Consider the following 25,163-nt stretch of genomic DNA (forward strand, 5'->3'; position numbering starts at 1 on the left):
CGTCTTTACTTGCTGTATAGCTTATATCGACACTGCTCCAGCTTCTATAAAGCCTTTTTTCGCCAAAATAGGAGAAAACCCTTCAACACATTTACCAAAATTTATACTTTTTTCTATATATTTCAACAAAATCCGCTTTCGTTGTATAGTTGATTGGATCAGCAGTTTTAGCTCAAAATGCCTGATAGGTTGCATGGTATGACCTAAATCTGCAGCACAAAAAACCCCCTTTGCATCTACAAGGGGGTTTACCTGCTATTATATGAGTCCAAAATGTTTGAGTCCATGATAAATTCCGTCATCATCAACTGATTTTGTTACAAAGTCAGCTGCTTCTTTCGCTTCTTTCATTCCGTTCCCCATCGCAATACCTGTTCCTGCAGCATTCAGCATCTCAATATCATTCAAAGCATCGCCGAATGCAAATACATTTTCAGGCTTCATATTCATCTGCTTAATAAAGGCTTCGATTCCTTTTGCTTTGGATCCGCCAGTTGGCAGGATATCCAGTGCATCTTCATGCCAGCGGATAAAATCAAATGTTCCTTTATAGCCTTCCCGATAAGCTTTTTCATGCTGCTCCTGACAGAATAATAGCACCTGATACACTTCATTGTCTTTATAGAAGCCAGGTTGATAGAGCGGATACTTCGGCATAAGGTTGAACGTACAGCTTTTTATAATCTCATGGTCATCAGCATTGCATGTTGCTTTTTGGTGGTCAAGATATACAAGAGGATGTCCTGCACGATCTGCTTCTTTTTCAATTTTAGTAATGAATTCTGCGGGCAGTGGTGTCTTATGGATCACTTCATCCTTAAAAACAACATATGAGCCGTTAAAACTTACAAATGAATCTAAACCAAGTTCCTCTCGAATAGGTTCAAACATAAAAGGACCGCGTCCGGTAGCAATAGCTACATGCACACCATTTTTCTGCAGCTGGCTTATGCTTTCTTTCGTGCTTTCCGGAATTTTTTTTTCATCGTTTACTAATGTTCCGTCTATATCAAAAAATACAATCTTATCGTTCATTTTGCATCTACTCCTGTTGTAAGTCGTACCCTACCATAGTGGTACGATTCAGAAAAAAAGTCAAATGATGTGATACAAAAAAGCTACTTATTGACCGTCTGATTAATTTTGAGTATTCCTTTTTCCGGCATTGATAATAGAAACACAGTTAATATGATCAGCATACCCCCTGCCGATTGGAAACTGCCAAAAGCGGTACCGAGCCAAACAACTGAAACAATGGTGGCTACTAATGGTTCAGCACTTCCAAGCAAGCTTGTTTCGGTTGAAGAAATGTATTTCAAACTATCTAAATATAAATAAAACGGCAATAGCGTTCCAAATATAACGACGAATCCGAGCATCCAAAAAAGCGATGGGGTCCAAACTATGAACCCTGCTTCCCAAGGCTGTGTCCCTATCGAAACAGCTAAACCGCCTAAAAGCATCGCCCAGCCCGTAATTGCTGCCGATGAATAAAGTTTTAATAATCTAACTGGATATACCGTATAGACGGCAACTGAAACACCTGAAAGCACACCCCAGAAAATCGCTTCTTTAGAAACAGTTATGTAATCCAGCTTTCCATTTGTTAATAAGAGAAATGTCCCTGTCAGTGCCATCAATACCGCAATCCATTCTTTACGCTTCGGCCATTTCAAGAACTTTAATGCAAAATAAATCGTAATAAATACTGGACCTAGAAATTGAAGAAGCGTCGCTGTTGGTGCGTTTCCAGCCTCAATGCTTAAGAAAAACGTCAACTGTGCACCAAGCATTCCGGTTAACGAAAAAACAAGCAAATCCATGCGGTCTCTTTTGTTCTTCCAAACTGAAAAAATATTATGATTAAAGGAGACTAAGATTAAAAGCAGCAACCCTGCCATCACCATTCTAACGGATACAAGCCATGTCGCTGTTACTGCGGTATGAGAGAAGATCCACTCTGCAGCATTTCCTGAAAATCCCCAAAGTGAAGCACCAGCTAAAGCTAATGCAATTCCTTTCCATTTTATGATGTTTTCTTTGTTCTTAAGTCCCATCTCTCCACCCGCTCTCTTAAATGCATCGATATTCTATGCTTATCTGTAAAATTCCTTCTCTATTATAAATCCAAAATCTTAAAATAGCATGTTCAAAATATTTGCTAGTGAAAGTAGTTGATTTCCGCTCCAGGTGCTCGCTTTCCACGGGGCGTGCGGTGAGCCTTCTGCCGCTACGCGCCATTAGGAGTTTCCACCTGACCGCTCGCCCCTTAGGACAAGGAAGGCAACGACCGCATTACATCGCACGAAGAAAATGTGATTTGTCATTTTCAAGGAGTCTCACATCTTGCGCTCCAATCAACTTGCAAATGATGAGAATCGAAAATGCAAAAGCAACAATCCTTTAGAAAAGAGCGAAAGAAAAACACTGACTGGAAACCAGTACAGTGCTCTTCTTGAAAATAAAAATAGGGGGATGATGTATCATACGAAATCCTATGGTTTTTGTGTCGGTTATTCAAAAAATATGCGAATACCTATCTAATTGATGACATATAAAAATATTTTCCAATAGATGCATATTTTTGCAAAAGATATACAAACTAGTATTACAAGGAGGTGATACATATGGCACGTAACAACAACTCTAATGAATTAGTAGTAGCTGGAGCACAAGCAGCTTTGGATCAAATGAAGTATGAAATCGCTTCTGAGTTTGGTGTTCAACTAGGACCAGACACAACATCCCGTGCGAATGGATCTGTTGGTGGTGAAATCACTAAACGTCTTGTTCAAATGGCTGAGCAGCAACTAGGTGGCGGATACCGTCGCTAATCGCGAATTTTTTAATTAAAACTGGACTGTACTCCTAGGAGTCAGTCCTTTTCATATTTTAGGATATCTGAACTTTCACGGTACGTTTTTTTTATTTAGGCTGTTTTCGCATACATTGTTGCTTTTGAAAGTAGTTGATTTCCGCTCCAGGATGCTCGCTTTCCGCGGGGCGTGCGGTGAGCCTCCTGCCGCTTTGCGCCATTAGAAGTCTCCACCTGACCGCTCGTCCCGCAGGAGTCTCGCACCTTGCGCTCCAATCAACATGCAAATGATGAGATAGAAACAGTCGCTTATCTTCGTTGAAATCAGAACTTTCTCACTGTATTAAAAAATAAATAGACAAAAAAGATGACCAACAGGCAGTATTTCTACCTGTTCGGTCAGTTTCATTGTTATTTTACTTTATCTAGCTTTACTTGAATCAGCACAGGGTCATGGTCACTCGCACGTCCGTGTTCTTCCATGAACTGTGAGTTGATATGAACAATATCAACCTTTGTTTTCTTCGCCATGTTGTTCGTTACTAAAATATGATCAAGTACTTGTGCGTTACCTTGGTATGAGTATGTGTAGCGCTCATTAAACGGCACTTTTTCAATCATATTAGTAAGCTCGTTTCCTTTTAATATTTCAAGTGAATCTGTAAATTCAAAATCGTTGAAGTCTCCAAGAAGAACTACTTTTGCATTCTTGTCCTCTTCTTTTACATCTTTAACAAAATCGTTTACGATTGCTGCGATTTCTTTACGCTGAACTTCACTTCCTAAAACAGGAGGCTGGTTCTTACCGAACAGCGGCTGGTCACCGCCTTTTGAGTTAAAGTGGTTTGCAACCACGATTACATCTTCACCGTTAAACTCAAATTGTGCAGCTACAGGTTTACGGCTGTCATCGAACGCAGGATTCATTGGATCGATACGTCCTGGGTTAAGTGTAAGTTTTCCGTTCTCGTAATCCACAGCCTCTGTAGCCGTCCCTTTTGTTCCCTCAGCTAGTGAAACACGTTCTGGATTATAGATGAATCCTACACGAATGTTACCCCCTGGCTGTCCGCCGTCTTGATTGTTTTCCGGAGCAATATCTGTGTAAACATATTCTGGTCCGCCTTGAGCTGTAATTTCAGCTATTAAGCGGTCAGCACTTTCTTTTGCATCAGTAGTCCCATCATTTGTAGAACCATTACCATCTTGCATTTCTACAAGGCCTACGATATCAGGGGATTTTAAGTTATTTACAATAGAACCAGCAATTCTGCTAACTTTTTCATCTGAAGTTCCATTTTCATTCGCTGAAAAATTCTCAACGTTAAAGCTCGCAATAGTTAGTTCTTTATGTTTTTCATGGATACGAGTTGTTTCAGGTTCTGTGTTCCCTTCAACAAAAACAGGAAGATCCTCTGCATCGGTTAAAACTTTATAGTTGCTAAAACCATAGCTTACAACACCAGTAATAGCACCTTCAAAGTAATCACCTGATTTGGCAACAAAACTTTCATCGCCCATGTCAACGAAAATACGTTCAGGATTGTAATCAAATTCAGTAATGTTCAATCCACCAGCAGAATTAAGTCTGCTGTATTCTCCACGATCTGGAAGAACAACAAGCTCGCCGTACTTTTGCGGCGCAATAACAGTCGGGTTGTTAATTTCTACAAGCATACCTTCTAGACTTTCATAAAAGTCGATTCCATCTTCTTGAGGATCAAACTCTGCAAATTTATCGTTATCAATAACTTTTGTCGGCGGTTGCAGACCGAACATGCCGATAATTAAAGCACTTGGAAGTACATGGTGTTCTTCTAAAATTGAGATACTTCCGAATTGAGCATTGATTTCAGTCATTGCTAAATCAGTTTTCAATTTATCTGAGTATCCTTCTAGCACCCATTCTTTAACTTGGCCATTTACAGAAACGACATTGCCTTCCGTTTGTCCATGATTGGGCTGATATATAAGGATTCCTTCAGAAGTATTAGAATTGTTATCTGGTTGTAGATCTTGCATGTAGAAGTTTCTGTCATCAACTACTTTTGTAACGATGCCTTCTACACCTTCAACTACTTTATTTGCCACTGGTGAATCGTGACCAGCACCTTGGATATCATGAATTCGAAGTCCTGAAAGTGCTACTTGATATTTAAATTCAGCAATGCTGCTGTTCTTAAGACCTTCTTTTACAGCAATCGCCTTAAGAGTTACATCTTCATTTATCGTGATTGGAGCAGTATAAAGCGTGCTATCCGCAGTTGGGTTTGAACCATCTACCGTGTAATAGATTGCTGCATCAGGTGTAGCAGAAGAAAGTGTTACTTGAGTTCCTTTAGAAACAACTTGTCCTTCTACAGATGCCTTAACTTCTTCTACTTGAGGTTCAGGAGGTGCTGCATCTACAAAGCTAAAAGAAGTTGCACTCTTATGCCCTGGCATTGAGAAGTAAAGTTCTAAACTACCTGTAATTTGAATCTTCATACCTAAATTCTCAGGATTTGCTTTTAGATTTAGTTCTGTTCGAACATTTCCACTTGGAAGTTGAACAGGCAATATTTTTGCTGTATCTGTTTCATTTGGTGTGTCTGCTATCGCAATATTTGTATCTGTTGAAAATGGACCTTGATGCTGAATACTGTTTTTCGCTTTAACGATCCCAACAATATAACCTTCAACAGTCGCAGTACCATTGTTATTCGCAATAGCCTCGCTTACGGAAATTACGTCAGCGGCTGATGCTTGCTGCATAGGTAATATTAAACTGATTACCATAGCAAAGATGATACTTATATTTGTGAGTTTTTTCGTCTTTCTTTTTAACACAACCGTCCACCTGCCTATGTTTTATTATGTAAAACTTAGTAAATCCATGAAGAATATAACACAAGTTTGTCGGTTCAATTGTTAGTTTTATGTTAAAACAGTTAGAAAGACTTACAAAGAATTTACAATATAGTTCTGTTTTACCAAAATTACCGTCCCGATTTCGGGACTATTAAATGCTAAATTCATTTCTAAAGGCTTTGTTGCTTTTAGCTCTTTCTATTTTCATCATTGCAGGCTGTTTTAGAGCGCAAAAGCTTCCAATCTTGTCAGGTGGAGACTTCTAATGGAGCAAAGCGGCAGGAGGCTCACCGCACGCCTCGTGGAAAGCGAGCAGCCTAGAGCGGAAATCAACTACTTAAAAGCAACAATGTATACGAAAAAACAGCTTTTCTGAAAGAACAAAAAAACCGGCATCCCCTAAAGCTAATTAGCCTTAAAAAGCCGGTATTATCTCGTACTTAAATCTCTTGTCACTGGTTCTGCTGAAAGTTCTGGGTTATTTTCACTTAGCATCGCTAATAGTATGTCCTTATCGGTTCCGCGCTCTAGCCATAATTCCCCTTCGTCTGGCCTCAGCATCACCGGCATCCTCTGATGGTAGTTGCCCATGAACGAATTAGATTCCTTTGTTAATATCGAGCATGTTATTTTCTCAGTACCCGCACCAGCAGGTTCCTGATTCCACCTGGACCAGATGCCTGCAAAAGCAAAAGGCTCGTTATCTTCCATAGTGAACTGATAAGGCTGTTTTTTATCGCCTTCTTTTACCCATTCGTAAAAACCGCTTGCTGGGATCAGGCATCTTTTTTGATAGAAAGATTCTTTAAAGCTTGGTTTTTCTTCAACCGTTTCGCTTCTGGCATTAATCAGCTTGTTTCCGATCTTAGGATCATTCGCCCACTTTGGGATAAGCCCCCATTTCATATACCCTGCCCGATTCCCTATACTTCCTTTAACAACCGCTAGCACATCCTGACCGGGAGCAATGTTAAACCGGTCTTCATAATCGAACTCATTTACAATATTAAAAGCATCAATGATAAAATCCTTGTCATAATAAAGAAAATACCTGCCGCACATTTTCCCCGCTCCCTTATAATGATGGATAAGAGGAAGAATACTGTTAAAACTATTCTTCAGGAGGCGATTCAAATGAAAAACCCTATATCCATCTATTTGATAACACTGACTGCTATGATTGCCGTATTAATTGGCATTGACTGGTTTATGGGCACTCCGCCTTTAACCATCTTCAAACGATCCTTTTTTTCATTTTTTAAATATGTGGATAAAGTCGAATTCTTCCTGGTAATCGTTTTATTTATTCTTCCAATGGTCACTTACCTATGGTCTAGCTGGATGAAGAAGAAGCAAAATGCTTAAGTTGCTTTTTTCTAATTAAGAATACAATAATAAAGATTGCAGGTAAAACAACCTGAAACGGAATGTGAATAAATTGAGGCACAATATTCAACCCTTCATTAATATGTTCTACGTAATTAGATGCAATCGCAATCGAAGATAGAATGACAACAACTCCTATCGGTCCGATGATTGTGGTTTCTTCCTTAACTCCAAATACATCCTGTGCAGCTTTTACAGATACATATAAAAAGACGGCAACCTTGAAAAATCCACCGATGATTAATGTAAATACAACTAATGCATCAAGTCTCTGTATAAATTCTCCGAGATTGATTTTCGCTACAGCTGCTAAAAGAGGAAAGTAAACATGAGTTGCGACGTGTCCACCTAGAACGGCGATATCCATTGCAATCGTCGTACTTAATACTATACCGCTTACTCCCATTCCTAATAAACCTACCTTTAAAGCGTTATTTTTGTTTTTCACTTTTAAATAAGGAAGCAGCATAGTGAAAACAATCATCTCTCCAAAAGGAAACGTCGGCGTTACTGGAAAAGCGGCTTTTAATACAGGTATAACTCCATCTCCAAATATAGGAAGCAAGTAGTTGTATTCCATAAGATCTGCCGATAAAACTAATACCGCCAATGTAGTTCCTACCAAGCCAACCAACCCAAAAAATATTTCTCCTGTTCGAGCCAGGACCTCAAATCCAAGCTTTAAGACATAAACAATCGTTGCGACCATTAAGGTGTTCACTACGATAATCGGTGTTTGTACAAAAACAGCTGACAGAAGCAAACTTCCAAAGTCACGCAACACTCTGGAAGCAAGGTACAAAAAGTACAGCATATAGCAAAATCCAAAAAACTTTCCTACATACTTCCCGAATAACACTTGTATATATTGCGTTAAGGACATTTCAGGAAACTGTTTATACAGAAAGACGTACCCTGCAAACAAGATCATTCCTGCAAACATACCAAACAAAATGGCAATCCATGCGTCTCTGCCAGCATTCATCCCAAGTCCGACAAGAATAGCACTACCAAGTTCAAACAACACGATAAGAATAAAATACTGCTGAAGATCGATCTTATACGTTTTCATGAGGATTCAACTTCCTCCTTATTCTCTTGATTTTTCTCAAATAAAAATGGAGAAGTTCGAATTCCCGATCTTCTGATCCGTGAGTCTACTTTAACTTTGACCTGGATCTCAGGAAAAATCCGATTATAGTTCTTTTTATAAACGCGATTCCACTTTTCAGGGTTTTCCCGGTACAGCAGTTCACCAAATCCGATTACATCACTATTGAAATTCTGTGCAGCCTTTATCGTTTTCGTTATTTCTTTCTCAATCACATTGTTGAACATTTTTTCAATTTTTAATATTTCAGATGGCTTTTCAAGATTAACCGGGCAATTTGTTTCCGCGATATTCGTCTCAGGAAAAACCTCAACATTTATTGTCGGAACATCTCTTTTAGTGGAAGCTGAGAGTTCAGTATTGGAACGGACAACTTCAATCGCATACCCTTTTTTATTGCCTTTGCAAGGTACAGTTACAACGGAGCTTACAATTTTTCCTCTTAACCAGAGAATGCCTCTTGCTTCAGGTCCATCCAGCCATCCTTTTAATTTACCTTTTTTGAAAACACCCATCCCTGACACTTTCACTCTCGCGGGATCTCCTACTTCATAGTTTTTAGCTGTAACAGCTAGGTCTTTATCACCCGTAATTTCAATTCCGTTAATTAAAGGTTCTCCGCCTTCATTGATAATAGATTGAAGTACTTCATTTATATCCTGCTGAACATTTTCCCCCCAGTTTTTTTCAGATATTCTTAAGATTGCAGCCACTTCATCTGAAGTCACTTTATCTATAGCCGTAAACGTTCTTAATATTTTAGAAGGTGTTGTATTTCTTGCAATCAAAACCTGTATCGTAGAACGTACTTCCGGATCGCGCGACATCATATCGAGTGCTTCATAAATATTTTCTTTTGCTAGTTTCTCGCTGAATACAACCATGCGGGCATGTGCAAAAAACAGACGGCGCGAAGTTTGTTTAGTAGCTTTTCTCGTTGCTTCCATCAAATTCTTTCCTTTTGTTTCATAAACCGTAAATACAGGCTGTTTTCCGCCACCACCGCCCGAAACCCCAGGTGCGACTTCTGTTGGGTTCACTACCTGATATGTGACTATCAAATCCCCTTTTTTATCTATATTGATCCCCATCCCCATCACGATTGAAAGCTCGTCTAGCTCATTCTGATCCCAGCACCCTGTCAGAAAAAGAAGACATAGGGAGAAAGGAACGAAACATTTCAAGAAACTCATCTTGTTGTTTCCTCCTCTCTCTTTTTCTTAACTTCATAAGGCAGCGTACGGGTTGCATTTTTCTTTGCCAGCTTTTCTGGCCGCTTAAATAAATGAGTGACAGGAAATCGGAATAAGCTGTCCTTTAAATCCTGTGTTTGTATCGGAGCAAACGGACTTAAGTATGGAATACCGAATGACCGCAGACTTGTTAAATGAGCAACGATTACGATCAGTGCAAGAGTTAACCCATAAAAACCAAACACTGAAGAGATAATCATCAGAGGAAACCGGAGTAAACGGGCTGATGTTGCGACAGCAAATGAAGGAATTGCAAAACTGGCAACTGCTGTAATCCCAACAACGATAACCATAGCAGGTGATACGAGTCCTGCCTGAACAGCTGCCTGTCCTAATACAAGTGCACCAACGATCGATACGGCTACACCAACTGCACGGGGCATCCGAATTCCCGCCTCACGTAATATCTCAAATGTAATCTCCATAACTAGTGCCTCCGCTATAGCTGGAAAAGGTACACCTTCACGCTGAGCAGCAATACCAAAAAGCAATGTAGTTGGAATCATAGCCTGATGAAAGGTTGTAAGTGCGATATAAATGGATGGAGCGATCAATGAAATAATAAAAACGGAAAAACGAAGCAGTCTCAAAAAAGTACTGATGTCATATCTCATGTAATAGTCTTCAGATGATTGAAAGAACTGAATAAATTGCGTAGGTGCGATAAGTGAAAATGGTGTTCCGTTTACAATGATGCCTACCCGTCCTTCTAATATATTTCCGATAACCACATCAGGTCTTTCGGTACTCATCAATTGCGGGAAAACAGTAACCGTCTCGTCTTGTATGAATTCTTCGAGCTGGCCCGTTTCAAGTAGGCCATCCGTTTTTACCTGTTCAATTCTTTCTTTTATTTCTTTTACGATTAAAGGGTTTACGATGTTATCCATATATACAATGGCTAAATCTGTTCTAGTGATATCACCGACTATAAACTTTTCAATTCGCAAATCTGGTGATCTTAATTTTCTTCGGATTAATGAAATGTTCGTTTTTATTGATTCCGTGAAAGCTTCTTTCGGACCGCGAATAACAACCTCAGATGTCGGCTCTTCAATGTTCCTCATTTTTCCGCCGTTAGTGCCCATCTTTAGGCCTTTCGTATTACCTTCGACTAATAGGACACTCAATCCGGCAAGCAGCGCTTCCAGCAATTCGTCTTCTGTTTCGACATCTAGCACTCTTCCTAAAGCAAGTGCATTCTGCTTAATGTAATGAAGTGCATGGTTTATGGGAACTGGAGATGATTGTTTTTCGGATGTTAGATTCATCAGTGGTTCTAAAATAAATTCACTTAAGAGCTGTGTATCGTTCATCTCTTCCAGGAATATAAGTGTTGCTGTTACCTTCTGTTCAAGTTCAAACTCAAATTCCCGGACAATGAGGTCCGTCGGATTACCAAGACGGTGTTTAATTCTATCAACATTGATATGTAAGGCTGGGCTCAATTCTCCTACTTTCACTGGTTGCTGCTTATCATTGAATGCTCGAATTTGAACTTCTGATGCAACTGACTTCGTTTGAAGAGAAGAACTTTCGCCGCTTTTTTTATCCGCAATCATATCAGATAGTTTTTTATGGGTTTTGATAATAGGGCGTTTTCTTCTATTCCGCATAACCATCCGCCTTTTTTCCAATCTTTTCTTAGCATTTGCGGAACGGTCCATGGTTATGTAAATTTACAGCACAAAAAAGCCCCTAATTCGTTTTTCAACAAATTAGGGGCTTCAAACAATTTAACAAGATTAATGCCAGGGTTCTGTATCCCTGGCTGGAAAAAGGTTAACTTTATTATATCACCTTATTCTCATTTTGCGAATCTTAACATCTATAATTTTTAAAAATATATCTTTATGCTCAAATTGAATCCCACGGCTTTTTCACACCAAATTCTTTTGCTAGCTTTTTGCTTTCTTCACGGCGTTTCTTTCTGGCAATCGCTCGTTCTGGTGCGTGTTCATGCAACCATTTCTCTTCTTCTGTTTCAGGTATGACTTTTGGCACAGGTGTAGGCTTTCCATCCTCCCCCATGGCAACAAACGTTAAAAAAGAAACGGCGCAAACTTTACGCTCTCCTGTTAACAAGTTCTCAGCGATAACTTTCACGAAAACCTCCATCGAAGTGGTCTTCGTCCAAGTCACAAATGATTCTAAGCAAACAGAATAACCCTCTTTAATCGGCTGCAGAAAGTCAACCGAATCCGTCGAGGCTGTAACAACGTGTTTGCGCGCATGACGAATGGCAGAAATGGCTGCAACATCATCAATATAAGCCATAAGCTTGCCTCCAAAGAGTGTTCCATGATTGTTTGTGTCAGGAGGCAGGACAACTGAAGATTTAACAGTGCGAGACTCACGTACATATTTGTTTTCCATAATCTAAACTCCTATCCCTTTCAGGTCATTGATAGTATATGTTTTTCTTAATAAAAAATAGTAAAAGACCTCTGCTTTTTTACCCTGGCACAGAGGTCTTTAAACAAATGCTGTATTCGTAAACTTTGTTGCTTTTGTAAGAAGTTAATTTCCGCTACAGAACTCGCTTTCCGCAGGGTGTTCGGTGAGCTCCCTCGTGGCCTCGCGACATGAGCGGTCTCACCTGTCCCACTCATCCTGCCGGAGTCTCGTCCTTTCGCTCCAATTAACTATTCAATGAAGAAGTTTCCACGATATCTCTCAGTTGCAACAATCTTAGAATAGAGCGTTAATAAAGAATTATTTTTTCACGACAGCATGTCCGCCGAACTCATTACGCAGTGCAGCAACTACCTTGCCGTGGAACGTATCATCTTCCAATGAGCGGAAACGCATGAATTGTGAAAGTGCAATTACTGGAGCTGATGCTTGATAATCAAGTGCAGCTTCAATTGTCCAGATTCCTTCACCTGATGAATTCATAACGCCGCGGATATCTTCCAGGTTAGGCTGTTTGCTGAACGCGTTCTCCATCAATTCGATGAGCCAGCTTCGGATTACAGATCCGTTGTTCCATACTCTCGAAACGGCCTCATAATCATAATCGAAATCACTCTTGTCCAAGATTTCAAAACCTTCTCCGATCGCTTGCATCATTCCGTACTCGATGCCGTTATGAACCATCTTCAAGAAGTGTCCAGAACCTGCTCTGCCTGTGATTAAGAATCCTTTTTCAACACAGATTTTCTCATATAAAGGAGCAAGATAATTTACTGCATCATCATCTCCGCCCATCATCGCGCAAAGACCATAGCGAGCTCCGTCCGTTCCGCCGCTAGTACCAACGTCCACAAAGTGAATACCGTCAGCCTTTAACTCTTCGTAGCGGCGAAGTGTATGCTTGTACATGGAGTTTCCGGCATCAATGATAATATCCCCTTCAGTAAGGTGCGGTTTAAGCTCGCTGATTACTTGGTCAACGATTTCACCTGCAGGTACAAGAAGGATAACTGCTTTTCTTCCAGAGAATGAATTTGCTAATTCTTCTACGGATTCTACACCTTTTACGCCTTGTTCAGAAATCTCTTTTACTGTGTCTTTGTTAACATCAGTTGCGATAACGGTATAACCTTTATCGTTCATGTTCAATGCCATATTAAAGCCCATTTTACCTAGGCCGATCAATCCGATTTCCATTGTTCATATCACTCCATTTTATGTATTTCGTACTTTTTTGTATTATTCCACAAAATAAAGGCTCTTAACCTTTACTTGCAACACTGTCTACTACCTTATCGAAAAATGATCAAAAAAACAATTATTTAATCATGTTTTGCGGGTGTTTTATCTATTTTACAAGGAATCTTATGACTCACCGGGATTTGCCTAAACAGATTTACGTTTGTCCACATAATCTATAGGATATCGGTTTACTGGAGGAAAATACGTGAAAAAAATAATAGTGCTCGCCTTAATCGGTCTGATGGCACAGCTGATCGATGGCTCACTCGGAATGGCATACGGTGTTACATCTACAACTCTCCTTTTAATGGTCGGACTTTCTCCTGCGATCGCATCCGCTTCTGTTCACTTAGCTGAAGTTGTAACATCAGCTGCTTCAGGATACTCTCATTTTAAGTTTGGAAACGTTGATATGAATATTGTTAAAAAACTAGTGCTTCCTGGAGCTATCGGTGCTTTTTCAGGAGCTGCCTTTTTAAGCTATATACCAGCTGTGATTATTAAACCATACATCTCTTTATTTTTACTTGGAATAGGCATCTATGTTATATTCCGATTTCTAATGTTAAAAATTTCAGCAGTGCCTGTTGATAAAGAAGAGTCTGAAAAAAGAGGGAAACTTTATAGACCAGTAGGGTTTGCTGCCGGATTTTTAGATGCAACAGGCGGCGGAGGCTGGGGTCCTTTGACGACACCACTGCTTCTTACCCAAAGACACTTGACACCAAGCATGGCGATCGGATCTGTGAACTTTAGCGAATTCGCAGTATCCTTATCAGCATCGATCGGCTTCTTTTTGTTCATCGGATGGGAAACCCTTTACTGGCAAATCGTACTTGCCATGATGGTCGGCGGTGTCATTGCTGCTCCATTTGCCGCATGGCTTGTAAAACATTTAAAACCAGCTTTAGTAGGTGTGCTTGCCGGCGGGATTATTATCCTGACAAACCTTCGTACCATATTAAAAGAATTTTTTTCTTTGGAGCTGTTCCAGGAAATGCATTACCTGCTTCCCCTGCTGCTCATTTGGTTTATACTAATCGTGGCAGCAGTCCGTAAAAAATCATAAAAAAGCAACAGGGGACAGACCCGGGTCTGTCCCCTGTTACTTTTTACACCTTTACCTGAATAACCTTATTCCTCAAACCATAGGATGCCAAGAGTGCCTGCTCCAACGTGCACACCGATCGCTGGACTAAGCTGTCCCAGGTTTATCGTAATGTCTGGATATTTTTCTTTCAAAAGTTGCAGCCAGTCTTCTGCTTTTTCGGATGAACCGCTATAAACAACACTTACTCCATTTACAGATGTTCTTGCCGCTGCCTCTTCAAAAAGGGCGAGTACTCGCGACTCTGCTTTTTTTAGAGTTCTAATTTTTTCAAACGGTACGAGAGATCCATCGTCAAATGTTAGAATAGGTTTAATCTGCAGGAGGTTTCCCACCAAGAAACTTGCACCAGATAATCTGCCTCCACGTCTCAGCTGCTCTAAACTTCCAATGCACACATACCCTTTAACATGATCTGCAGATTCTCTTAATCGTGAAGCGATCTCTTCTGGAGCAAGCCCTTCTTCTTCTAAACGTTTTCCTTTTAACACAAGCTGTTTCATAGCTTCAGAAGTGATTTTCGAATCTACGATATGTACAGGAAAATCTGCCATGTCTGATCCTAGCCTTGATCCGTTGATCGTACCGCTGAATTTTTCTGACACATGTACAGCGATCCCACAGTCATAATCGTGCTTAAGAACTTCATAGAAATCAGAAAACTCACCAACTGTCGGCTGACTTGTTTTCGGAAGTTCGGTAATTTTTTCCAATTTTGTATAAAATTCATCTGGTGTGATATCAACACCATCTTTGTATACCTCTTCTCCATATATGACCGATACAGGTATAATATGTATGCCAAGCTGCTTCGCTTCTTCTTGTGTAATACAGCTTGTACTGTCCGTAATCCAAGCAATACGTGCCATTTTTCTTCCCCCTTTTTTCTCTCTTTTTTTCTATTAGATATTCATTAAAGAAATCCTCTAATACGGCAGTAATATATTTTTATTGCTAAATTAAATCTATATTTCAATAGTTTAAATACTAGCGCAGAGATACACATCGGGAACTAGATACTTTATACTACATATTAATGGAACTTATCGGAAATTTATATTAAAATAGGAGTAATGTAAGCTAAGGAGGCAGTACTGTGAAAGTGGTAGCAGAAAGTAGAAATGTTTTAATAGAAGTAGAGCGGATAGAGAAGGCTTTTGTAGAAATCATGGACGTGTTGAAACCCGAAATTTGGGAAGAAGAAGAGATTACCTCTACACAATTTCAAATTTTGAAGACACTTTCTACTCGTGAGAAATGGACCGTTTCTGAAATTGCCGACGCTATGAAAGTTCGTGCAAGTGCTACTACCGTCATCATTGACAGACTTGTTAAAAGAGGATTAGTTGACCGGTATCGTTCGGAATTAGATCGCCGAATTGTTTATGTTCATCTTAACCAAGCTGGTTTAGATGCTTTTGAAATGATTCAGGAAAAGAGAAATGGTGTTTTAACAAAATACATGTCCCAGCTTACTGAAAAACAGCTAGCTGATATGGTTGAATGTATTGAACATCTTTCTTCAATCGTAAAAAACTAATACCTCAAACACCCTGCCCCTAACAATTAATCGCAGCTTAGTCTTACTACTTTTCATACTTACACTTAACACGTTATCTGCAATGGATAACGTGTTATTTTGTTTTTAATCTATTATTTCGACTTTATTCGGTGAAACACTAACAATTCAGTAATTATGTACGATATAAAAAACAACCGAGTAGTACAAAAGTTTGAATACAACACATAGGGGTCAAACATGTCAAAGATAAAAAGATTAGAAAGATTATTACTATCTATTAATACTAAAAAACAATTTACCTTAAAAGAATTAGCGGTAGAATTTCAAGTTTCTACCCGTACCATACAGCGTGATCTATTAAGACTTATGGAGATGGGATTGCCGATCATTTCCGAGTTCGGTCCTCATGGCGGATATCGGATTGAAAACGACCGGATACTTCCGCCTATTGGGTTCACTGAGATGGAAGCCTCTGCAATTTTATATGGTCTTCACTCCTACGGATCAGAAAGTTTTCCTTTTCAAATTCAAAGCAGATCTGTCTCTAATAAACTTCTACAATACTTGCCAGCAGATGCTAAAGATAACTGGGAACACGTTCAAAAACGCATTTCTGTTCAATTCCCCCTTCCTGAGCGAAGTTTACATGCACCAGTAATGCTTGAAGCGGCAATAAAGCAAAAGATCGTTACAGTGCTTTACCATATTCAAGGTTCGAAAACATACTGCAACATCCAGCCTATCGGGATCTATAATGAAGATGGAGAGTGGTTCTGTCCTGCCTATTGCTACTCGCTGACAGATTTTCATGTATTTAATCTTTCAGATATCCACCAAGCCGTCATTAATTATGAACCTATGGATATTAAAGACTTTACTGATATTACAATCCATAACTGGGCAGCGAAAATCACTCCGCGTTCCTATGTAGAACTTGTTGCTGAAATTGAACCTAAAAAAACGGATTACTGCATCTCGCATCCTTTTCTTAAGCAGTTTATCGTTAAACTTGATGATGGCACGATCATGCTTAAGGGGCGTGTTTTATTAAATCATATTAACAAAATAGCAGACTATTTATGGTACTTAAAATCAGACATAACCATTCATTCACCCAATGAAATAAAGGTGATTCACGCTCGCTGGGCGAAAGAAATCTCAGCAAAAAGTGAACTAATTTTAAATATGTAATCAAAATGATACATATTTTTCCTCTTTTAGGCGTATACTATAAGTAGAACAGAAAAGGGGGATATCTATGGCTTTTTTTTCAAAACAACCTGCAGAGCCGATTCCAGACGTAGAAACGAAGGTGTGGGCATGCACGAGTGACGGCTGCTCATGCTGGATGCGCGCTGACTTTTCTTTGCAAAAAGAACCTCAATGCCCCATTTGTAAATCATCAATGAATGAGGAAATCCGAATGCTTCCTGAACTTAAGAGTTAATGAAATAAATAGAAAACCTGCCGGGTATAGCCCGGCTTTTTCTATGTCTTCATTCGGACAAACTCCTTTATCTAGCAAGACATTTACGGCGAAAGTGTTTAACTTTTTGCACATCCGGGTACGATTTGTATACAAGCATAAAAGGAGGAATTGATAATGCATAACGAAAATAATTACACAACACATACTACAACAGCGGAGCCGGTATTTACGCATTCCGATTTCCAAACACGTGAAACATATGATAACAAAAAGGGTTCTGGATCTAGGTTCGCAACTGGACTTGTAGTCGGGAGTTTAGTAGGTGCTGCTGCAGCACTTCTATATGCACCAAAGAAAGGCAATGAGTTCAGAAACGATTTACGTGACACTTCTATCAAGCTGAAAGAGCGTACAATGCAAAAGAAAGATGAGACGATGCTAAAAGCCAAGCTTGGCCAGATGGACGCAAAAGACGCAGTTGAATCTATGAAAGATAAATCCAGCAGCATGTCAGTTTCTGCCCGACAAAAGCTGCAGGAAGCGAAAAATACGGTTAAAGAAGCAAAGAGTGAAACAAAAACAGCGATTAATGAAGCAAAAAAAGAAGCTGAAAAAGACGGATACAGCACTCAGTCTTCAGAACAAAACACTGCTGTTGTAAAACCACGTACAATGACTGGAACAGATTCCACGTCCTATGAGAAAAAGCAAAGTGATGTAAATAATAAATTTTGATGTAGACTACAAGAGTCATGACTCATATTTTTGAGTCATGCCTCTTTTTTAATGACTATTTTGTTAAACATTGGTCTACCAAAAGTAAGTTAAACTTACTTTTAGCAGTCCCTTTCTTATCCTTTCAAAAGCCTAAGTCCGTTTAGAATGACAAGTATTGTACTCCCTTCATGTCCGATCACCCCAAAAGGCAGTGTTAAAACTTGAAAGGAATTTGCTAGCAGCAAGAAAAGGATAACACCAATTGAAAACACGATGTTTTGTTTAACGATTTTTGCTAACCGCTCTGATAGATGCATGGCGTATAACAGCTTGCTTAGATCATTTTTCACTAGCACCACATCAGCTGTTTCTATCGCTGCGTCACTCCCCATTCCCATCGCGACGCCCACATCTGCAACAGCCAGAGCAGGAGCATCATTTACACCATCACCAATCATAGCCACTACAGCGTGACGCTCTTTCCATCTTTTGACCGTATTCACTTTATCTTCAGGCATGCAGGAGTAGCCCACTTCATCTACTTTTGCAAGTCTGCCTATCATTTCGGCTCCTCGCTTCGAATCTCCGGTCAGCATGAGCGTTAATATTTGCTTTTGTTTCAGAGCCTTAATAGCATCGATTGTCTCATCGCGAACAGTATCCCCTATTAAAAAAACCGCTGCGAGTTCATCATCAGCGGTGACATAAACTACCGTCTGACCTGTAACTTCATCATCTTTCGTTAGATCTGCGATTAACTTTGACTCGATTTTTTCAGTTATTCCAGTCATTTCCCTGCTGCCAATCTTCCATTGAATACCAGCAGCTTCCGCTTTAACCCCTAAGCCAGGAATATCTTCATAAGAGATGAGCTCTTTCTTGTTATCTTTATAATCCGGCTCTAATTTGTTTAATATCGCTTTTGCTAATGGATGCGTACTGTTTTTTTCTATCGTATATATAATTGGAATCAAAATTTCTTCTTTTATCGAAGGATGTACGTACTTTACCGCCGTTACAGATGGGTTACCTTCTGTAAGTGTTCCTGTTTTATCAAAGGCAATCACATTTACCATACTTAACTTTTCAAGGAAAATCCCACTTTTGAAAAGAATCCCTTGCTTGGCTGCATTTGAGAGTGAAGCAAGCAATGCGGGCATAGTCGAGGCAACAAGTGCACATGGTGATGCTACGACCAGTAAAACACACGCACGGTACAACGATTCTGAATAACTCCATATACCGGTCGAACCCGGAACCAGCACCGTTAATGCTGCAGCTAATAATACAAATAAGACATATTTCGCTTCAAATTCTTCGATCTTCCGTTGAACCGGCGGCGCTTCGCTTTGCGCCCTGTTCACAAGGTCAATCATTCTTTGAAAAACGGAATCCTTCATATGCTTCGTTACGGAAATTTCGAGAAGTCCAGTTTGATTTAGAGTACCAGCTAATACTTCTGAAGATAGCTCAATCTCTTTTGCTAATGATTCTCCTGTTAAAGCTGATTCGTTCACAAAAGACTTTCCCTTCATTACTACGCCATCTGCTGGAATTCTTTCACCAGGTTTGACTTTAATCAGATTACCAGGTTCTAAACTGGCTGCATTTACCCGTGTTTCTTTATCTCCTGAGATAAGCCATGCTTCTTCTGGCTGCAGGGAGATCAATGATTTGATTTCTTTATCACTTTTTTGAAGTGTGTAACTTTCGAGTGCACCTGAATATGCAAAAATCAGTATGAGGACAGCGCCTTCTCCCCAGTAGCCAATTGTAGCCGATCCAATCGCAGCAAACATCATTAATAGTTCAACATTCAGTTGTTTTTCCTCGATGCTTGCTTGTATGCCTTCAACTGCCTTTGCATAACCGCCTACAATAAACGCCAGTATATAGAACAGCACATAGAATGGTGACTGGGTATACGTTTCGACGAGCCAGGCAGATAGAATCAAACATCCAGCCGTGGTTGCGAGTATAAGCTGAGTCCGTGCAGAGAGTTCCATTTAACTTCCCTCCTACGTATTGATAATAACAATCATCCTCATTACCCTTATAAAAGCAGAAATGCTGCCGTCTAAACGACAGCAGCCTGAAAACTATCCAATATTCGGTTCCTAGCCCTATTATTCTATGTGGGACCTTTCAAAAAAGTGACACGGAAAATGTTATTTTTATTATACTTCTTTGTTTCAAAGAATGAAATGAAAGTGGCTATCTGAAAGTGGTTGATTCCGCTTCAGGTTTTTAGAAAAATTGAAAGGGTTGATTGCCGCTTCAGAAGCTTTTAGTAATGATCTACAAGCTAAATTTACAAAGGAAGATTTCTTCTCTTAAAGATAATTAAACTTCCTCCGAATAAAAGGAGTGCACCCACTCCAAGCATCGAACCGGTTAACAGGGCATTTGTTTCATTATTAATCATTTTAATAGGGTCATATAATTTAAATATAGTAAAGTTCAATAACCATTCTGTATCTTCACTCAGCTTTCCTGCCATGTTCAGCATATAAAAGAAAAGCGTTAGCCCTGCAGATATGCCAAGTGCCTTTTTCTCATCATTAAACGAAGATGAAATGAAGAAACAATATCCGGCAATCACCAGAAAGATGAGGAATGTTAATACATTAAATGTAATAAATGATGGAACATCAAGCTCATAACCCGAAATCAGCCATTCACTTGCGGCGATACCGCTAAGTGTAGTAAAAGCAACAATCAACGCTAACCCGGTAATGATCACTGCAGCTTGGGTAGCTGCAACTTTAACCCTTGAATTCGGTGTAGCAAGCAGATATGCCATGGAACCTTGATCTACTAGACGAGCCATTAGCCGGGTAGAAGTTAAGATAACATAGACCATAAGGATGATTAAAAACAGCATGCCATAAAATTCGCCTGCAATATAATCAGCCAGTGAATTGATCCCATTTTCCATGCCGATTAGCTTGCGCATACCCTCTGGGAGCGCATTAATCATGTCATTAAACCCCTTCATGTCAGCTATAGAAGGGTAGATCCAGATGATCAATACAATATAAGCGACTGCACCGTAAATGAAACCACCGAGCATTTTCGCATGGCTTTTCATCATCGAAAGATAGAGAGACCAGCTCATTGCGCCACTTCCCTTCTGTCGTAATAATGCATGAATATATCTTCTAAATCCTGTGGTCTCGTATCGACGTGCTCCACTTCACAGCGGCTAAGAAGCTGAATAAACTCCTGATCGTTTCCTTGCACGGTGATATGAGCCGTCTTTTCCCCCATGATCTCCGTTTGGAGCTGGGATTGATGAATGAGTTCAATGTCAGATTCTTTTTTTACTTTTACTTCGAATATCCTTCTTTGCACGGTTCTTAGTGAATAAATATCTTCTAATGCTACAAGTCTGCCATCTTTAATAATTCCAGCTGAATCACATGTGCGCTCGATCTCCTGAAAGCTGTGCGATGACATCAGAATCGTTTTGTTCTTCTTTTTTTCTTCTAAAATCAAGTCAATGAATACCCGCTGCATAAGCGGGTCAAGTCCTGAAGTTGGTTCGTCTAAGATCAGCACCTCTGGATCATGCATGAAGGCTGCAATGATTCCCACTTTTTGCTTCATTCCTTTTGACATTTTGCGGATAGGGGTTTTTACATCCAGCTGAAATCGCTCGATCAGCTCATCTCTTTTTTGAGTCATCTTATGTTTTCTCATTTTTTGCATAAGGTTTAAAAAATCCAGCCCGTTCATTCCTTCTAAAAAAACAATTTCACCAGGGAGATATCCAATCAGCTTTTGAACTTCTGCTGACTTTGCCCAACAATCCAAATCATTGATAATGGAACTTCCATCATCCGGTTTCATAAACCCCATCAAATGGCGGATCGTGGTAGACTTGCCTGCTCCATTCGGTCCGATATAGCCAAACACTTCACCTTTTTTTACTTCAAAATTCAAATCAAACAAACCTTTTTCTGGTGTAAAACGTTTGGTCAAATTTTTAACTTTTATCATAAGACACACCCTCTTTTTGAAATATTTATATACGTATATTTCAAAATTATCATATACCCGTAACAACATTTTGGCAAGAAGTTTTTGAAATATGATGTTTGTTATTTTTCAAAAAATGTTTTATCCTATTATTGAGGTGAAGTGTTTTGAACGGATATGAACGCCGAAAAGAACAAAAGAAAACAGCTATAAAAAAAGCCGCTTTTACCCTATTTCAACAGCAAGGCGTTAGAGATATTAAAATCGAAGACATCGCTAAAGAAGCTGGCGTTTCACAAGTTACGATCTACAACCATTTTGGCAGCAAGGAAGCTTTATTCCGGGAAGTTATTAAAGATTACACCATCGAACAATATGAATTTCATAAAGAACTGTTTGATAAAGACATCTCATTTCACGAAAAAATGAAGACAAGCATCCTTCATAAAACGAAGCAAGTAGCTAATATTCATCCAGAAGTCATTAGAGAAATGATGTTAAATGACGAGGAATTAAGATCTTATCTAACTGAATTTCAATCGTCCTATGCCATCCCTATGATTATGAAATTAATCAAGGACGCGCAAAAAACGGGAGAAATCAATCCAGAACTTTCTGAGCAATCAATCATGTTATATATCCAGCTTTTTAATAACGATATGCTCATATCCATGATTACAGCTGAAAACGGAAAAAAATTAGCGTCAGATATTTTCCAAATGTTCTTCTATGGATTATCACAGCCCAATGAATAGACGAACTTGTAAATCCATTCGGTTATCCATGAGTTTTGGGCTCGAATCCAAAAGTCCGGAATCGCTTTTAATCCGGGATTTAACTTGCCGATATAAGTAACGTATAAGTAAATAGGGGGTTTTTTAATGTTTGTAGTTAATGTTGAAGCTGCAGTATTTAAAGATGATAAATGGCTGATCATCCAGAGGAGTTTAAAAGAGGAGCACGCTGCAGGAGCACTCTCACTTGTCGGCGGACAGGTTGAAGATGAAGGGAATTCATCAGATATACTCGAACGTACCGCTATCCGTGAGGTTTTTGAAGAAACAGGTGTGATCGTAAAAGATACACTACATTATGTACATAGCACTTCATTTATTTCTGACTCAGAAAAAAGAGTAGTGGATGTTGTCATGTTAGCGGAGCATGAAAGCGGAGTTGCACACTCTAAAAGCGAAGACGAAGTTGAGGGTGTTTTTTGGTTAACTACAAACGAAGTGATGAATCATATAAACACTGGACCTATTTTAAAAGAAAGCATAAAAAGAGCTCACCACATAAAAGAACAACTTTATAACAAGATCTTATAAGAAGCTTTCGATAGGAAAGCTTTTTTGCTGCTTATACTATTTTTATTAGGGTAAAGTAAAGCTGCTTATACTATTTTTATTAGGGTAAAGTAAAAAGAAACAATGAACCAATAAAAATTTTGTAAATTTTTGATTACAATTCATTCTTTTTCGACATATTTTTTGTATAATGTGTTGGGTGGTTAAAAAAGTCATAAATAACTGCTGGATAAAAAGGTTAAAGAAAAAGGATTAAAGACATTTCTTTTGGAGGGTACTTATGTTTACTAAGAAAAAGGATAAGTTTGCTGTAATGCTTACTGATATTGCAAGTAACCTTAAAGAATCTGCTGGTTATTTCTACGATTTCAAGATCAATAATGAAGATGACTTGCGTGAGTTTGCCGATCATTTGAAAGAACTTGAGTCAAAGGGCGATTCTTATGTTCATACCGTAATCATGGAATTGAACAAAGTATTTATTACACCTATCGAAAGAGAAGACATCTTATCACTTGCTATGAGCATGGATGATATTTTAGATGGCATCGAACAGGCTTCTGCACTATTTGATATTTATGCCATCACAAACCCTGACGAGTACATGGTTAAATTTGTCGAAAACATTAAATTAAGTGCAGATGAGATTTTATTAACAGTAAATCTTCTTGCTGATAAAAAACTTCTTGATATGCGTGAACATGCGATCAAGATCAAAGATTATGAATCAAAATGTGACGATCTATATCGTGAAGCACAGCGTCAATTGTTCGCAACTGAAACAGATCCTATCAAAGTAATCAAGTACAAGGAAATGTATGAAGTACTTGAAGGCATCGCCGACAGCTGCCAGAACGTTGCAAATACACTTGAATCCATTATCATGAAAAACGCGTAACGGGTGACGGTATGGAATTCGATTCTATATTAATTCTTACCATTCTAATCGTATTTGGGGCATTAGCGTTTGACTTTATCAACGGCTTCCATGATACAGCCAATGCGATTGCGACATCTGTATCAACCAAAGCCCTAACACCTAGAAAAGCCATTCTGCTGGCTGCTGTCATGAACTTTGTCGGAGCTATGACATTCACAGGTGTAGCAAAAACGATTACGAAAGACATCGTAGATCCATTTACTCTTCAAAACGGATCAGTAGTAATTTTAGCCGCACTAATTGCGGCGATCGCTTGGAACTTGATTACTTGGTACTACGGAATTCCAAGTTCTTCATCACATGCGATTATCGGTTCGATCGCTGGTGCTGCAATTGCGGCAGCAGGGTTTGAAGCTTTGCATTATTCTGGTTTTCTTAAAATTATTTATGGTTTATTGCTTTCTCCACTTTTGGCATTTGCAGTTGGATTTGTATTTTATCATGCAATTAAACGTATCTTTAAAAATGCCAATTTAACAAAAACAAATAATAATTTCCGAAAAGTTCAAGTTGTAACTGCTGCATTCCAAGCTTATTCACATGGTACAAACGATGCTCAAAAGGCGATGGGTATCATCACAATGGCTTTAATCGCGAACGGCTACACAGATAGTACAGATATTCAGTTATGGGTTCAGGTTTCCTGTGCTCTTGCAATGGGACTTGGAACTTCAGTCGGCGGTTGGAAGATCATCAAAACAGTTGGCGGAAAGATTATGAAGATTCGTCCGGTTAACGGTGTTTCAGCTGATTTAACGGGTGCATCCGTAATCCTTGGAGCATCAGTTCTTGGGATTCCTGTTAGTACAACTCACGTAATTACATCTTCCATTCTTGGTGTTGGCGCCTCTCATCGTTTAAGAGGCGTTAAGTGGGGAACTGCTAAGACCATGTTGATCACTTGGTGTATTACATTGCCGATCTCAGCAACACTTGCTGCATTATCATATTTTGTTTTAAATTTATTTTTCTAAATAAGAGAAGAAGCCCGGGAAACCGAGCTTCTTTTTTGTTTACAGGTTGTCCGCATTCCATAAAAAGGTTAATTATGTGATTTTTCCGTTTTTTATGTGATAAAGAACTTTTAAAA

24 protein-coding genes are annotated in these 25,163 nt (G+C 39.2%); 11 read left to right on the plus strand and 13 right to left on the minus strand.

Features of this window, described 5'->3' with window-relative positions; genetic code table 11:
* Positions 1-258 precede the first annotated feature (258 nt).
* A complete protein-coding gene (locus tag UN64_RS09280) occupies positions 259-1,035 on the minus strand; it encodes a Cof-type HAD-IIB family hydrolase (RefSeq protein WP_077361975.1) in 777 nt (258 codons plus the stop codon).
* A gap of 83 nt (positions 1,036-1,118) precedes the next feature.
* The gene (locus UN64_RS09285) at positions 1,119-2,057 is read right to left on the minus strand and encodes an EamA family transporter (protein WP_077361977.1); all 939 of its coding nucleotides are present in this window, start codon (positions 2,055-2,057) and stop codon (positions 1,119-1,121) included.
* 570 nt (positions 2,058-2,627) lie between these two features.
* Between UN64_RS09285 and UN64_RS09295 the strand changes: the two genes are divergently transcribed.
* The gene (locus tag UN64_RS09295) at positions 2,628-2,834 is read left to right on the plus strand and encodes an alpha/beta-type small acid-soluble spore protein (RefSeq protein ID WP_066288466.1); all 207 of its coding nucleotides are present in this window, start codon (positions 2,628-2,630) and stop codon (positions 2,832-2,834) included.
* Positions 2,835-3,226: 392 nt separating this feature from the next.
* Here the strand turns inward: UN64_RS09295 and UN64_RS09300 are convergent, their stop codons facing one another.
* Together UN64_RS09300 and UN64_RS09305 are read right to left on the minus strand one after the other, a co-directional pair.
* A complete protein-coding gene (locus tag UN64_RS09300; RefSeq protein ID WP_077361982.1) occupies positions 3,227-5,644 on the minus strand; it encodes a DUF6359 domain-containing protein in 2,418 nt (805 codons plus the stop codon).
* A gap of 450 nt (positions 5,645-6,094) precedes the next feature.
* Positions 6,095-6,727, minus strand: a complete 633-nt coding sequence (locus UN64_RS09305) for an SOS response-associated peptidase (protein ID WP_077361985.1) — start codon at positions 6,725-6,727, stop codon at positions 6,095-6,097.
* Between the two features lie 72 nt (positions 6,728-6,799).
* Between UN64_RS09305 and UN64_RS09310 the strand changes: the two genes are divergently transcribed.
* Entirely contained in the window at positions 6,800-7,030 is a 231-nt protein-coding gene (locus UN64_RS09310; protein ID WP_077361987.1) for a YczF family membrane protein, read from the plus strand.
* Here UN64_RS09310 and UN64_RS09315 read toward each other — a convergent pair.
* From UN64_RS09315 to gnd, 5 genes are all read right to left on the minus strand, one after another.
* On the minus strand, positions 6,999-8,123 hold the full coding sequence (locus tag UN64_RS09315) for a GerAB/ArcD/ProY family transporter (protein ID WP_077361990.1): 1,125 nt from the start codon (positions 8,121-8,123) through the stop codon (positions 6,999-7,001). The two genes, UN64_RS09310 and UN64_RS09315, sit on opposite strands and share 32 nt — an antisense overlap.
* The gene (locus UN64_RS09320) at positions 8,120-9,355 is read right to left on the minus strand and encodes a Ger(x)C family spore germination protein (protein WP_077361992.1); all 1,236 of its coding nucleotides are present in this window, start codon (positions 9,353-9,355) and stop codon (positions 8,120-8,122) included. Before UN64_RS09320 ends, UN64_RS09315 begins: the two co-directional genes overlap by 4 nt.
* Positions 9,352-11,031: a spore germination protein gene (locus tag UN64_RS09325; protein WP_171978847.1), complete on the minus strand. Its 1,680-nt coding sequence runs from the start codon at positions 11,029-11,031 to the stop codon at positions 9,352-9,354. Before UN64_RS09325 ends, UN64_RS09320 begins: the two co-directional genes overlap by 4 nt.
* A gap of 241 nt (positions 11,032-11,272) precedes the next feature.
* Complete coding sequence (locus tag UN64_RS09330; RefSeq protein ID WP_077361996.1) at positions 11,273-11,791, minus strand: acyl-CoA thioesterase; 519 nt, start codon at positions 11,789-11,791, stop codon at positions 11,273-11,275.
* 339 nt (positions 11,792-12,130) lie between these two features.
* Positions 12,131-13,027: a phosphogluconate dehydrogenase (NAD(+)-dependent, decarboxylating) gene (gnd, locus tag UN64_RS09335; RefSeq protein ID WP_077361998.1), complete on the minus strand. Its 897-nt coding sequence runs from the start codon at positions 13,025-13,027 to the stop codon at positions 12,131-12,133.
* 250 nt (positions 13,028-13,277) lie between these two features.
* On the opposite strand from gnd, the gene UN64_RS09340 reads away from it, so the two are divergent.
* Positions 13,278-14,141 carry a sulfite exporter TauE/SafE family protein gene (locus UN64_RS09340; RefSeq protein WP_077362000.1) on the plus strand — a complete coding sequence of 288 codons (864 nt, stop codon included), beginning with the start codon at positions 13,278-13,280 and terminating at the stop codon, positions 14,139-14,141.
* A gap of 65 nt (positions 14,142-14,206) precedes the next feature.
* On the opposite strand, the gene UN64_RS09345 is transcribed toward UN64_RS09340, so the two are convergent.
* Positions 14,207-15,049, minus strand: coding sequence for a DegV family protein (locus UN64_RS09345; protein ID WP_077362002.1), 843 nt, complete (start codon positions 15,047-15,049; stop codon positions 14,207-14,209).
* Positions 15,050-15,276: 227 nt separating this feature from the next.
* Between UN64_RS09345 and UN64_RS09350 the strand changes: the two genes are divergently transcribed.
* From UN64_RS09350 to UN64_RS09365, 4 genes are all read left to right on the plus strand, one after another.
* A complete protein-coding gene (locus tag UN64_RS09350) occupies positions 15,277-15,720 on the plus strand; it encodes a MarR family winged helix-turn-helix transcriptional regulator (protein WP_077362004.1) in 444 nt (147 codons plus the stop codon).
* 219 nt (positions 15,721-15,939) lie between these two features.
* Entirely contained in the window at positions 15,940-16,893 is a 954-nt protein-coding gene (locus UN64_RS09355; RefSeq protein WP_077362006.1) for a helix-turn-helix transcriptional regulator, read from the plus strand.
* Positions 16,894-16,960: 67 nt separating this feature from the next.
* Complete coding sequence (locus UN64_RS09360; RefSeq protein ID WP_077362009.1) at positions 16,961-17,149, plus strand: cold-shock protein; 189 nt, start codon at positions 16,961-16,963, stop codon at positions 17,147-17,149.
* 156 nt (positions 17,150-17,305) lie between these two features.
* Complete coding sequence (locus UN64_RS09365) at positions 17,306-17,866, plus strand: YtxH domain-containing protein (RefSeq protein ID WP_077362011.1); 561 nt, start codon at positions 17,306-17,308, stop codon at positions 17,864-17,866.
* 116 nt (positions 17,867-17,982) lie between these two features.
* Here the strand turns inward: UN64_RS09365 and UN64_RS09370 are convergent, their stop codons facing one another.
* The 3 genes from UN64_RS09370 to UN64_RS09380 form a co-directional block, all read right to left on the minus strand.
* Positions 17,983-19,854 carry a heavy metal translocating P-type ATPase gene (locus UN64_RS09370; RefSeq protein ID WP_077362013.1) on the minus strand — a complete coding sequence of 624 codons (1,872 nt, stop codon included), beginning with the start codon at positions 19,852-19,854 and terminating at the stop codon, positions 17,983-17,985.
* Positions 19,855-20,159: 305 nt separating this feature from the next.
* A complete protein-coding gene (locus UN64_RS09375) occupies positions 20,160-20,966 on the minus strand; it encodes an ABC transporter permease (protein WP_077362015.1) in 807 nt (268 codons plus the stop codon).
* Positions 20,963-21,850 (minus strand): ABC transporter ATP-binding protein, encoded by an 888-nt coding sequence (locus UN64_RS09380; protein WP_077362017.1) that lies wholly within the window; start codon positions 21,848-21,850, stop codon positions 20,963-20,965. The genes UN64_RS09375 and UN64_RS09380 overlap by 4 nt, the downstream gene beginning before the upstream one ends.
* A 146-nt stretch (positions 21,851-21,996) precedes the next feature.
* Here UN64_RS09380 and UN64_RS09385 point away from each other — a divergent pair, with 146 nt between their 5' ends.
* The 4 genes from UN64_RS09385 (at position 21,997) to UN64_RS09400 (ending at position 25,047) form a co-directional block, all read left to right on the plus strand.
* Complete coding sequence (locus tag UN64_RS09385; protein ID WP_077362019.1) at positions 21,997-22,584, plus strand: TetR/AcrR family transcriptional regulator; 588 nt, start codon at positions 21,997-21,999, stop codon at positions 22,582-22,584.
* Between the two features lie 126 nt (positions 22,585-22,710).
* Positions 22,711-23,154 carry an NUDIX hydrolase gene (locus UN64_RS09390; protein WP_077362021.1) on the plus strand — a complete coding sequence of 148 codons (444 nt, stop codon included), beginning with the start codon at positions 22,711-22,713 and terminating at the stop codon, positions 23,152-23,154.
* A gap of 259 nt (positions 23,155-23,413) precedes the next feature.
* Entirely contained in the window at positions 23,414-24,031 is a 618-nt protein-coding gene (locus UN64_RS09395; protein WP_077362023.1) for a DUF47 domain-containing protein, read from the plus strand.
* A gap of 11 nt (positions 24,032-24,042) precedes the next feature.
* Entirely contained in the window at positions 24,043-25,047 is a 1,005-nt protein-coding gene (locus UN64_RS09400; protein ID WP_077362025.1) for an inorganic phosphate transporter, read from the plus strand.
* Positions 25,048-25,163 lie beyond the last annotated feature (116 nt).

This window comes from Fictibacillus arsenicus (assembly GCF_001999465.1).
Lineage (GTDB): Bacteria > Bacillota > Bacilli > Bacillales > Fictibacillaceae > Fictibacillus > Fictibacillus arsenicus.

Excerpts from the sequence above, each read along its gene's own strand:
- UN64_RS09280 (WP_077361975.1), bottom strand. The coding sequence starts at position 1,035 with ATGAACGATAAGATTGTATTTTTTGATATAGACGGAACATTAGTAAAC.
- UN64_RS09285 (WP_077361977.1), bottom strand. The coding sequence starts at position 2,057 with ATGGGACTTAAGAACAAAGAAAACATCATAAAATGGAAAGGAATTGCA.
- UN64_RS09295 (WP_066288466.1), top strand. The coding sequence starts at position 2,628 with ATGGCACGTAACAACAACTCTAATGAATTAGTAGTAGCTGGAGCACAA.
- UN64_RS09305 (WP_077361985.1), bottom strand. The coding sequence starts at position 6,727 with ATGTGCGGCAGGTATTTTCTTTATTATGACAAGGATTTTATCATTGAT.
- UN64_RS09310 (WP_077361987.1), top strand. The coding sequence starts at position 6,800 with ATGAAAAACCCTATATCCATCTATTTGATAACACTGACTGCTATGATT.
- UN64_RS09315 (WP_077361990.1), bottom strand. The coding sequence starts at position 8,123 with ATGAAAACGTATAAGATCGATCTTCAGCAGTATTTTATTCTTATCGTG.
- UN64_RS09320 (WP_077361992.1), bottom strand. The coding sequence starts at position 9,355 with ATGAGTTTCTTGAAATGTTTCGTTCCTTTCTCCCTATGTCTTCTTTTT.
- UN64_RS09325 (WP_171978847.1), bottom strand. The coding sequence starts at position 11,031 with ATGCGGAATAGAAGAAAACGCCCTATTATCAAAACCCATAAAAAACTA.
- UN64_RS09330 (WP_077361996.1), bottom strand. The coding sequence starts at position 11,791 with ATGGAAAACAAATATGTACGTGAGTCTCGCACTGTTAAATCTTCAGTT.
- gnd (WP_077361998.1), bottom strand. The coding sequence starts at position 13,027 with ATGGAAATCGGATTGATCGGCCTAGGTAAAATGGGCTTTAATATGGCA.
- UN64_RS09345 (WP_077362002.1), bottom strand. The coding sequence starts at position 15,049 with ATGGCACGTATTGCTTGGATTACGGACAGTACAAGCTGTATTACACAA.
- UN64_RS09355 (WP_077362006.1), top strand. The coding sequence starts at position 15,940 with ATGTCAAAGATAAAAAGATTAGAAAGATTATTACTATCTATTAATACT.
- UN64_RS09360 (WP_077362009.1), top strand. The coding sequence starts at position 16,961 with ATGGCTTTTTTTTCAAAACAACCTGCAGAGCCGATTCCAGACGTAGAA.
- UN64_RS09365 (WP_077362011.1), top strand. The coding sequence starts at position 17,306 with ATGCATAACGAAAATAATTACACAACACATACTACAACAGCGGAGCCG.
- UN64_RS09370 (WP_077362013.1), bottom strand. The coding sequence starts at position 19,854 with ATGGAACTCTCTGCACGGACTCAGCTTATACTCGCAACCACGGCTGGA.
- UN64_RS09375 (WP_077362015.1), bottom strand. The coding sequence starts at position 20,966 with ATGAGCTGGTCTCTCTATCTTTCGATGATGAAAAGCCATGCGAAAATG.
- UN64_RS09380 (WP_077362017.1), bottom strand. The coding sequence starts at position 21,850 with ATGATAAAAGTTAAAAATTTGACCAAACGTTTTACACCAGAAAAAGGT.
- UN64_RS09390 (WP_077362021.1), top strand. The coding sequence starts at position 22,711 with ATGTTTGTAGTTAATGTTGAAGCTGCAGTATTTAAAGATGATAAATGG.
- UN64_RS09395 (WP_077362023.1), top strand. The coding sequence starts at position 23,414 with ATGTTTACTAAGAAAAAGGATAAGTTTGCTGTAATGCTTACTGATATT.
- UN64_RS09400 (WP_077362025.1), top strand. The coding sequence starts at position 24,043 with ATGGAATTCGATTCTATATTAATTCTTACCATTCTAATCGTATTTGGG.